The following is a 10,305-nucleotide window of genomic DNA, read 5'->3' as shown; positions in this document are numbered from 1 at the left end:
CGTTCCTGCAATGTATTCACTATTTTATTTCCAGGATATAATAGGAAAAGAGAACGGAAGTGAATGGATAAATAGAGCATTAGAACTTGGATATCCAGATGCTGCAAAATCTCTTTATTATTCATATGAAAATGGTAAGAGAGGAGTGGTTAAAAATAAAAAATATGAATATTACTATAATTCTTTGGCTATCCATATGAAAAGTGGGCTTATTCATAAGCCAAAAACAAAAGAGCTTATTAGGGATGAAAATAATATAATAATTAGAGATAAAGACGGTAATGCTACTTATAAGGTCCTTATTACGCCTAAAGAACAAGCCGAGATGGATAAAAAGGCAGAAGACTTTCTTCAGCGTGTCAAACCTAATCGCTATCTCGATGAGACAACGCATGAATTGTTTAGAAAGTACATTTAGGTAGAGGGTGTTCAACGTTTAGTGCCTTTTCTTCATTCGCCAGTTCCACGCTTTACGGAACTGGTCATCTTCCTTCTGCCCATTATCGTGACCTGTCTCCATGGTTCGCACGTACATACTATCCCCCGAGCCCCTAAACCACTGAAAATAGCCCTGAGCGTTGACCCTCGTCATACGGTAACCCTCCTACACCCACAACCTTCAAGGATTGCAGCACGTACATGAAACCTAAAACCTCCTCCTCGATACTCGCAGGCATGTTTACTTTTATGAGCGTCATCGCGTCCAGTCAAGCCTCTGCATATGACTGCGATGCGAGTTGCCAAGCCCACATTGAGCAAGGCGTAAAGCTGTATAACCAGTTTGAATATGATCAAGCCAAAGCCGTCTTCCAAGCTGAGGCCGATAAAGGTAATGCGCATGCATTGTATTGGTTAGGCGTTGCCCACTATGAAACAGGAAAATACAGTGATGCTGGTGATAGCTTTTTGCAAGCGGCAGAAATGGGTGACCCTTGGGCGATGGAACTAATGGTGCCGGGGGGATTAAGAAACCCTTGTGATTTCAGGGGATGGTCATGTGATGATGATTGGAAAGAAAAGGCACTAGAAGGGTTTAAAAAGCTGGCGGATCAAGGTGATGGAAAAGCCATGTATGCTTATTATCGTAACAAAAGTTATTGGTGGAAACCCTTTACTTTTTATGAAAAGAAAAAGCGTGCGTCATACTATGACGACATTATAAAGAGTGGTTGGTACGGTGTGTTGAGAGGAAGTTCCGCCTGGAATGATGATGATAAATATTTAAATCATTTGATTTCGGCTGCTGAGAGTGGCTATGCACCAGCTATGGTTAATCTATTTTATGAAAACGATGAAATTAGTGATTCCGAAGCTTTGAAGTGGATATTTAAAGCATTGGAGTTAGGCTATGGTAAAGCTGCAGAGAGCCTTTCTTACGCTTACAATAATGGGGATTCTATGCTTGATGTTGATTATCATGAAGCATATATGTATCACAAGATTGCGATAGCACTAGGTAGTGATATATCTGGATCACCAAAAGTAAAATTAAATATTGAAGACGATTTTGGTTTATATAAAACGGACATGAATGGGGATTTTATTTATGAGATTTTGATTACCCCAGAAGAACAAGCTGATTTGGATAAACAAGCTGAAGCTTTCTTAAAGCGCGTAAAACCTAATAGATTCCTAGATGAAGCCACCCATAAGCTTTTTAATTGAGTTCACCATCAACGTTTCTAGCCAGTTCCACTCCCTCCGGAACTGGCCATCGTTGCTGTTTTTTAATTTGCTCGTGACTTCTCTGTAGATTCAAGATCAACGTCTAACTTGTTCAAGAGTGATGGATAGCCCCAGCCATTTTGGTTAACGACCACGGTTTCACCTGTGAGGTATTCAAATAAGGTAGGGGCGAGCGACCCATTTTCTTCACTGATCAGAGGGGTAGGGTGTGGGCCGATCGGCTCTCCCCAAAAGCCAATGAAGGCATCTTTCTCTAAATAGCTTTCACCGGCGTGTCGGCCCGGTACTCGGGTGTTATAACCAATGCCATCGCGTGGGAACAGGTTGATGGTTCCCGCTCTTGGCTCGGCGTAGAGTGTGGCCAGTTGGATGACCGAATCAGGACGCGGTGTAAAGCGCGTTAATGCACGCCACTGATTGGCATCACACCATGTGTGTGGGTTGGTTTGCTCAGCGCTGGTCACGCACAGGTTGTAATAGTGCGCGAAGGTGTCAACGTCCGCTTTGCTTTTTAACGGTAAGTAAGGATTCATTTGATGGATGTTGAGTAAGCTACTGTTGTGATCCTTCGCTGAATAAAAATAGCGGCCATCTTGTTGTTGGATAAACTCATCCACGCGTTTTCCATTCCGTTGGCCGACTAACCGTACGTGGCACGTTTGCTCTGTGCAGGCGTTTTCCCTCACCACGAGATAATCCAACGTATCGCCCAATGCGGTGAGGGTTTCAGCGATCAAGTCGACGTTATTGTTCAAGGAGGTGCTAGCGTTCGAGGTACTGTTGATCGGTTGCCACTGGGTCAGTTCGTGATAGCGCGGCTGAGTTTTCCATCCTTGGGTTGCGTTGAACACATCGAGCATAAAGTTGCCGCCCGCGGTTGAGGCAACGACGACATCTATCCCCTTATTGGTGGGGGAATTGAGGGCATTGGTTATTTTCGGTCCTTCACCTTCATCGGACGATATCTTTCTGATCGACAATGGGTAGCCGAGTCTTTTCTCCAAAGGCGCAAAGATCGCTTTTTCGGGATTGAGGGTGTAGTAAACAGGCGCAAGGCCATGATCGCCCGCCATTCCCCATAATGTACGTGGGTAGACGCCCGCATCACGGTAGGTTTGTTCCACTTGGCCAATCCAATAATCGAGTCGGTTGAGCTCGCCAGTGGGCATGATGAGCTCATCACTGAATGGGCCAACGAAATGGGCAAAATGATCGGGCCACGGGTTGTAGATCAAGGTGTAGTCCGGCATGCCCTTGCCATCAAGCTGGGCATACGTTTCGATGGCCTGTTCAACCTTCCATTGATGAGAAAGCTTGGTGTAAAAACGCCAAGATGGGATGTATTGATAAGCGGTGATGTCGTGAATGAGCTGTTCACGTAATCGCGTTAATTGTTGCTCTGTTTTTGCTCTTTCTTGTAGTTCACGCACGCAGCGCTTTTCACCAAAATCACGCAAGGTTTCACCGGCACCTAAATTCACTAACGCGTCGTAACTGGTGTGCGCATTCCAATCATACTGCGCATTGCAGTTGAGCGTTTTGAGGTAATTGAGGCGGTCAAACATCGTTTTGACGTTGTTCGCTTGCATCAGCCTATCGAGTTGCAGTGCGTCGTTGCCAAAGAAGTAATAGGCGCGATCTTCCTCTCTATCCACAAAATGAAAATTAGGAATACCTGTACCTTGCTCACCCGACACCTTGGCCCCTGTTTTTATGATCGGCAGATTGCGCACACTGATGGTGGGTGTCGATGAAATACCAACGCGTGCGATGGAGGCAGTGTGCGCTTGATACAAGCGAGTGAAAAAGGGCAGGTAGTGCGGATCGTTATAGGGTTGCTCTGCCAGTGTCTGTAAAAAACGGGTGTCTTGCTCATGGTCAGGGCTGGATACCGTTTCAGGTGCGTCGTATTTTTTGTGGTCGAGATGATTGTTGTACGCGACGCCAATGAATGGCTTTTTCGGATCAACCAATCCTTCCATTAGCCCCTGTTGTAAGCCATCGACTGTGATCTGTACCGCGAATCGACGCTGCTGTTGCGATTGTAAAAAGCCAATCGCAGCGCTTGGCTGGTCATTAAACGCGTTTTGTAGCCAGTTATTCAGTGCGATGGCGCGTTCATCTTGATACACAAACTGACGATACGCTTTCAGTACGTTCAAGCGAATAAAGTCGATAAGGGTAATGGTGAGTGCTTGGGCTTTATTGTTGCTGTTGTTGTTGTTGCTTTGTTGTTCTGGCGCACCGTCATCAATAATGGTCAACAACGCATTTTTCATGTCACCGTCTTCCATACCTGCGGAAGCCTGCATGAGAAGGTGGATGACGATGGGCTGAATTTGGCTGACTAATGCCAGATCGTGCGCACTGTTCGTCAGGTAGGTGTACTGAGAAGGCAGTTGCGCCATATCTTGCCATTCACCAATCTGCACCAATGCGTCATACACGGTGACCATGGCTGCCATGAATTCACCGTCTACCTTGATCCCTTCTTGGTGCGCTTGATCTTTTTTATGGTCTTTGTTTTCCGTGTTCGTCTTTGCATTAAGTGTAAATAGCGAATGCTCAAACCCTGTTAATGCACGCTCGTCGTAGACCGTTTTGAGATAGGCTTTAAACACGTCTTCATTACCGATACCGGTATAACGGTCATAAAATTGGTAGAGAAAGTAACCGAGAGGGATAGCGTACGTGGGATCGGCAAGTTGCCCCATCACTCTGGCTTTGGTCTTTGCATCAAGCGGTAAGGTGATGAGATAAGCATCGAGAGTGAGGCCGCCGATGGTAAACACTGTCATATCACGTGTCAGGCGAGTGGAATAAGACACAGAAGAAACAATGTGGTGTTGTAGCACTTCGGCCGAGTTAACTAAGCCACCCATAATAGGCGTACGGCTGATCTCTGCTTTAGCGGAAAGGGGGACTAAGGCACTCAGCGGTGATAAAGCCAATAATATCCCGACAGTCATGGTGTTCATCGTAAACCGAGGCATGGTCAAAATCCTTTTATCTACAAGCCATTGATCTTCAAAGAGCGTGTCATGTGTGCATGGCAGCATCGACGGGGCGTATTTTGTCAGTAAATCGCCAGAGTGCAACGGCGAGAGTGAAAATTCGAGTGCCATCTAGAAGTAAAGCGATGCAAACGTGATGTTTTGGGGGAGGACGTATCCGGGCTGTCGTTGGTGAGGGCAAAAAGGGCTTGCTGCATGTAGCGTGAGCCGAAGGGTTTTGCCATATCGGCCAACAGGCCTCATGGCACCGTCTCTATCGATATAAATGATTACTCAAGATAAACGCTTCTACAGCGGGGGCGACAAGGCCTTTAATCGGTTTGCCTGTTTCAATGTTTTTTCTCACCAATGTACTTCTGATCGTTCTCCTTTCACTGACAGACATCACTCCCCATGTTTCGCGGATGTATGCCGCTTTTTGGAATTTATCCCAATCTTGCTCGACATCAGGGCCGCACAGAAAAATCAGCTTCTCATTTGGATACAAAGCATCAAGAGACGCCATTAACTGCCAAGTGAAAACAGGCTGGCCTGTTTGTGCCAGTGTCCGCTCTATATCGGACACCTGCACGCGGCCACAAGGAAATGCTGTCTCAACGTATGTCTGTAACATCGTTATTCTGAGATCAAAATCGACCATCTTTTTTCCCCACGGGTGGAGAGCAGATGGCACCAAGATAACCCTATCGAGCTTGTCGAGGGCTTGCTTAATGGCGTCATCATGACCCAATGTCGGGGGATTAAAGGCAGAACCGAATACACCAATCATACGATGTCGTTATTCAAATGTTGAATGGCGTCAGCGAGTTGTGCATGGCTTTCCACAAGGGTGAAGCCCGGCTTTTTGCGTAACGCGGCAAGGGTGTCGCTTTGACCGTCTGCTGAGAGGGCGCGTGTCGAGGCCAAATTGATGATCACCTGAAAGCCGGCATCCATGAGTTGCTCGACGGTGGTTTTGACACAAAACTCGAGGGCGAGACCGCCGACGATGATCGTTGTGATGTTATTTAATTTAAGGTACTCAATCACCCCCGTGCTGCGCGTATTGGCCAAATCATGGTAACAAGCACCGTAGGGATGACAGTCGCTATCGATGCCTTTCGTGACGGTGTAGTCATAGCCCATCACAGGGTGAGGCAGCCCCTCAATTAAATCAAACCCCAGCGTGCCAATCACCGCATGTGCTGGCCAATATAGATCGACATTCGTCAGGTTCGCTGCGGTTAATACTTGCTCGGGTTTTTGAGCCACCCACAGTGCATCTTTGGGATGCCCATCGCGTGACAAGATGCGCTTACTGGCAAATTTTGCGTTCTGATTTAATTCATCGGCAATCTCATTGCCACCGGGTACAGGCAGTTCGTCGGGGCAGACCGGTGTGAACGTGTTTTGGGGATCGACATCAAAAGATGCAACGTGCGAATAGCTAACCATGCGATGTTTCCTTCTATCGTACATTCATTGGGTTGAACTTGTTGGTTAAGTTAGTTGACCAACTTGAGTCAGGTTAGCATGGCTTTTTTGTGGGATCAATAATTGAAAGGGTAGTTAGAGAATTAAATTGACCAACTATTGTTTGTTGTTGAAAGGGTCAGGATGAATAAGGGAGGGGAAAAGTCGAGTATGTCCTCCCTCTTAGCGAGAGGGAGGTGGGAGAGAGGAGGTGGACTCGATATTACTGACTTGTTCTGCCGAGCGACACATCAAAGAAAGACAGTTCTTGTTCTGCCAGTCGGTACAAGGTGGGCTTTTGTCCACCGCGACGGCTGATGCCTTTTTCACCCGTATCGGTGATCAGGCCTGACTTAACCCATCGATTCGCAATGGTTTGTTTTGTAATTCGCACCCCAAAAGCGGCAAACGCTTCAATCACATCGGGGACGGAAAAGGTGTCAGGCAAAATATAAAAAGCCAGGGATGAGTACGTCAGTCGGTGCTGCATGGCTTGGTACGCCAGAGTGGCGAGCAGGTTATGATCAAAGCATAACGTAATGCCCTCTTCGGTGTTCGATACCCACTGCTGGCCAACTTGTTCACCATCAATGATGGAGGCAACCGGCACCCACTTCATGCCATTCTTCTCTGAGAGGGCATGGCAATCCACGCTATTAAAGAAACAGAGGTGGATGACCGTCATTGACCAGCCACGCGCGTCTCGCCAATTGTTGCCGAGGGTCTGAATTTGGCTGACATAAGAAGGCTTAATGCCGACTTTCATTTCAATGATTCTGGCTTGGGCTTCTTCAAGGCTCGCATCAAAAATAGCCCCCTGTTGTAGCGGCTCTTCCCATACCCATCCGCCGACTAAGGCATATTCACCATAGGCTGGCTCGTCGATTTTGTCCCGCATGCGTAAAAGAATTTCAGGTGTGCCGTTATTCAGCCTGAAACAGGCGAAGTCGAGTGTATTGATCATGCGGTATGTCCTCTTATGTTGTGGCACTACAGTAACAGAACACAGAAAGTTGGACAACTTCCTTGTCTAATGTGTCCGTTTTAAATCATTCACTTAAGCGATCTCTGCAAAATTATCAGAGAAAAAGTTAGTCAACTTGCTTGACTAAGTTGTACGGGTAGGTCCATTATATTGTTAGACAAACAAATTGACCAACTTGGAAGGTTATCATGAATTTTATATCTAAAGGATTGTTCCAGAAGCACATCGTGACAAGTTTGCTTGATACGGATGCGTATAAGCTACATATGATGCAGGCCGTGTGGGAACGCTACCCGAGTCTAGAGGTGGAATATGAATTCATCTGCCGTTCAGAGGAAGATCTCACTGAACTATGCGGTGAAATTAAAACAGAGTTGCAGCGATTGGCAGATCTGCGTTTTTCTGATGATCAAATTAGCTATCTCAGAAAGATAAGTTTCATGAAGCCGGCTTTCCTCGACGTGTTGAGAAATTTCCGACTTGATCCCGCCCGTTGCTTGTCCATTGGCATTGAAAACGATCAGCTTTTTATTCGATGCAAAGGCAGTTGGTTCGCCACCATTCTGTTTGAGATCCCCGTGCTGGCCATCGTGTCTGAAGTGAGAAATCGTCGTCGTTTTCCTGACATGCCTGATGAATTAAACCGTGAAATTTTATACAAGAAGACGCGATGGCTAAAACAAGCGGTGAAAGACAATGATCTAGAAGGGCATTTCTTCTTTGCTGATTTCGGGACACGTCGACGCTTCAGCGCTAGAACACAGAGCGACATGGTTCAACATATGAAGCGTGAAGTCCCCGCCATGTTTGTAGGCAGCAGTAATTATCACCTAGCGAAAGAATATGGGATTAACGCAATTGGTACGCAGGCACACGAATGGTTTCAAGCGCATCAATCCATCGTCAATGTGAAAAACAGCCTATTTGAAGCACTTGAAGCGTGGAATAGGGTGTATCGCGGCCGATTGGGTATCGCGCTGACAGACTGTATTACCACCGACGCCTTCCTCGAAAATTTCGATTATATGTTTAGCAAACTATTCGATGGGGTAAGGCATGACTCAGGGTGTCCGTTTGTCTGGGGGGAGAAGTTCATTACCCACTATGAGAAGCAAGGCATTGACCCGCTGTCAAAAACGCTGGTGTTCAGTGATAGCCTTGATTTTGAGTTAGCCATAAAGATCGCCTGCCATTTTAAAGGTCGGATCAAAACCAGCTTTGGTATCGGTACTTTTTTGAGTAACGACATGGGGGATTATGTGAACCAAGATGGGGTTAAATATAAGCCACTGAATATCGTGATGAAGATGACCCAGTGTGACGGTTCACCCGTGGCGAAAATTTCAGATGAACCCGGTAAAAGCATCTGCAAAGATCCGGCATATCTGGCGAACCTAAAGCGTCGTTTTAACGTCCCGGCATAATGGAGAAGGATCATGAGCATGATTAAAGCGCGTATCCTGAATGAATTACACGTACAGAGCATGAGCGAGTTCGATGCCAAGCAGGAAATCGACCGCCGTATCACCTTTCTGGCTAACACGCTTCAGTCGTCGGGCTTAAACGCGTATGTGCTCGGTGTCAGTGGCGGTGTTGATTCCAGTGCCGCCGCGCGACTGGCGCAGCTAGCGGTAGAAAAGCTGCGTTCAACCGGTTACGACGCATTTTTTGTTGCGGTTAGGCTGCCTTATGGCACGCAATTAGACGAGTCAGATGCACAAGCCGCGCTCGACTATATATGCCCTGACCATGTGCACACCGTCAATATTCAAGCTGCCGCTGATGCCCTGCATAACGATGTGGTCAGCGGGATGCATGGCCTCCGTGGCCTTCGTGGCCTGTGTGAGCAAGGGTGTGGCGAGCTTGATTTTGCCAAGGGCAATGTGAAAGCGCGACAACGAATGGTGGCACAATATGAAATTGCAGGCTTGCTGGGTGGGTTGGTGATCGGGACCGATCATAATGCTGAAGCGGTCATGGGGTTCTATACCAAGTTTGGTGACGGTGCGTGTGATGTCACCCCGCTCGTCGGCTTGAATAAACGGCAAGTCAGGCTGATAGCCAAAACACTCGGGCTACCTAAAGCGTTATATACCAAAGCACCGACGGCAGATTTAGAGTCAGAGAAGCCACAACTGCTGGATGAAGACGTGCTGATGGTGACGTATGACGAAATAGACGATTACCTCGAAGGGATATCCATCCCAGAGAAAAGCGCGCGTCGTATTGAAAACCAATTTTTGGCGACCGCCCATAAGCGCGCCATGCCGATAAAACCTGACTGATGACGATGACCGCCCAATCTCAGTGATTGCCTGCGATCCCTGCCTGGAAACTTGACGATATCAGGGATTCCATGATGTAGGCCCAGATATTCAATGGAAGCGTTGGAAGTATAGCCTTAAATAGTAGATATTTGTTTGATTGACGGTATGACTTTTGGGTGTAGTTGAATATTTCATATGGGTGTATTAATAATTTGATTTGTCAAAATAGGGTAGCATTGTGATATCAGAAACATATATAAAAGAAATGAAAGAAGAAATAAATAATAGTCCATTGTTGTTTCAATGGAAATATACGGGTTTTACTGGTGGAAAGTATAATGTGTTTATACAAACACCAGTCTCATTATTTGTTTCTGCCTTTATTCCTGTAATACTTTATTTAGGTTCTGAAATTAAAGTTGGAGATATTGGTTTTTGGTTCTGTCTTACAATTTTTTGTGTGAACTTTTTAATTAGCAGATTTTTGTTTTTCTCGGATCTTCGATTTGAATTTCATGTTACTCAATACGGAATTCATTATACTACAATAGAAGACATACCTGATATTGCCTACAAAATTGTGCGAGGCATAGCTTGGTTAGCAGGGCAAGATCATGAATATTTTTTGCCCAATTCCAGATCAAAATTGACCTGACGAGTCGACTGTGATCTTATGCTCCTCTTTTGAGGAGTGGCCATGAATTTAGATACCATCAAAGAGCATTTCAGCATCATCCGTGACGAGCGACAAAGCGCGAAAGTGGATTACCCACTGTTCGATATTTTGTTTGGCTCAATCTGCGCTGTAATAGCCGGAGGCCAAGGCTGGACCGACATTCGTGAATACGTTCTTGGCCACCATGAGTGGTTTCTTAAACAGGGCCTTTTTGAGAAAGGAGTA

9 protein-coding genes and 1 pseudogene are annotated in these 10,305 nt (G+C 46.3%); 6 read left to right on the top strand and 4 right to left on the bottom strand.

Annotated elements, in window-relative coordinates; translation table 11 throughout:
• Positions 1–418 (top strand): annotated as a pseudogene (locus L4C36_RS22920) (sel1 repeat family protein); the annotation flags it as partial.
• A gap of 221 nt (positions 419–639) precedes the next feature.
• Positions 640–1,665 carry a tetratricopeptide repeat protein gene (locus L4C36_RS22915; RefSeq protein ID WP_428480090.1) on the top strand — a complete coding sequence of 342 codons (1,026 nt, stop codon included), beginning with the start codon at positions 640–642 and terminating at the stop codon, positions 1,663–1,665.
• 62 nt (positions 1,666–1,727) lie between these two features.
• On the opposite strand, the gene L4C36_RS22910 is transcribed toward L4C36_RS22915, so the two are convergent.
• From L4C36_RS22910 to L4C36_RS22895, 4 genes are all read right to left on the bottom strand, one after another.
• On the bottom strand, positions 1,728–4,679 hold the full coding sequence (locus tag L4C36_RS22910) for an alkaline phosphatase family protein (protein ID WP_428480089.1): 2,952 nt from the start codon (positions 4,677–4,679) through the stop codon (positions 1,728–1,730).
• 274 nt (positions 4,680–4,953) lie between these two features.
• Entirely contained in the window at positions 4,954–5,469 is a 516-nt protein-coding gene (locus L4C36_RS22905; protein ID WP_428480088.1) for a nicotinate-nicotinamide nucleotide adenylyltransferase, read from the bottom strand.
• Positions 5,466–6,134, bottom strand: a complete 669-nt coding sequence (locus tag L4C36_RS22900; RefSeq protein ID WP_428480087.1) for an isochorismatase family protein — start codon at positions 6,132–6,134, stop codon at positions 5,466–5,468. The genes L4C36_RS22905 and L4C36_RS22900 overlap by 4 nt, the downstream gene beginning before the upstream one ends.
• A 241-nt stretch (positions 6,135–6,375) precedes the next feature.
• Entirely contained in the window at positions 6,376–7,116 is a 741-nt protein-coding gene (locus tag L4C36_RS22895; RefSeq protein ID WP_428480086.1) for a hypothetical protein, read from the bottom strand.
• A gap of 209 nt (positions 7,117–7,325) precedes the next feature.
• Between L4C36_RS22895 and pncB the strand changes: the two genes are divergently transcribed.
• The 4 genes from pncB to L4C36_RS22875 form a co-directional block, all read left to right on the top strand.
• On the top strand, positions 7,326–8,561 hold the full coding sequence (gene pncB, locus L4C36_RS22890; RefSeq protein ID WP_428480085.1) for a nicotinate phosphoribosyltransferase: 1,236 nt from the start codon (positions 7,326–7,328) through the stop codon (positions 8,559–8,561).
• A 21-nt stretch (positions 8,562–8,582) separates the two neighbouring features.
• On the top strand, positions 8,583–9,422 hold the full coding sequence (nadE, locus tag L4C36_RS22885) for an NAD(+) synthase (protein WP_428480091.1): 840 nt from the start codon (positions 8,583–8,585) through the stop codon (positions 9,420–9,422).
• Positions 9,423–9,642: 220 nt separating this feature from the next.
• Entirely contained in the window at positions 9,643–10,059 is a 417-nt protein-coding gene (locus L4C36_RS22880; protein ID WP_428480084.1) for a hypothetical protein, read from the top strand.
• A 42-nt stretch (positions 10,060–10,101) separates the two neighbouring features.
• Positions 10,102–10,305 (top strand): transposase family protein (locus tag L4C36_RS22875; RefSeq protein WP_428480083.1); only part of this gene is annotated, 204 nt, incomplete at its 3' end.

Source organism: Photobacterium japonica, from assembly GCF_050337005.1.
Lineage (GTDB): Bacteria > Pseudomonadota > Gammaproteobacteria > Enterobacterales > Vibrionaceae > Photobacterium > Photobacterium japonica.
The sequence above is the reverse complement of the archived record's forward strand: the minus strand, read 5'-3'. Positions and strand labels throughout refer to the sequence as shown.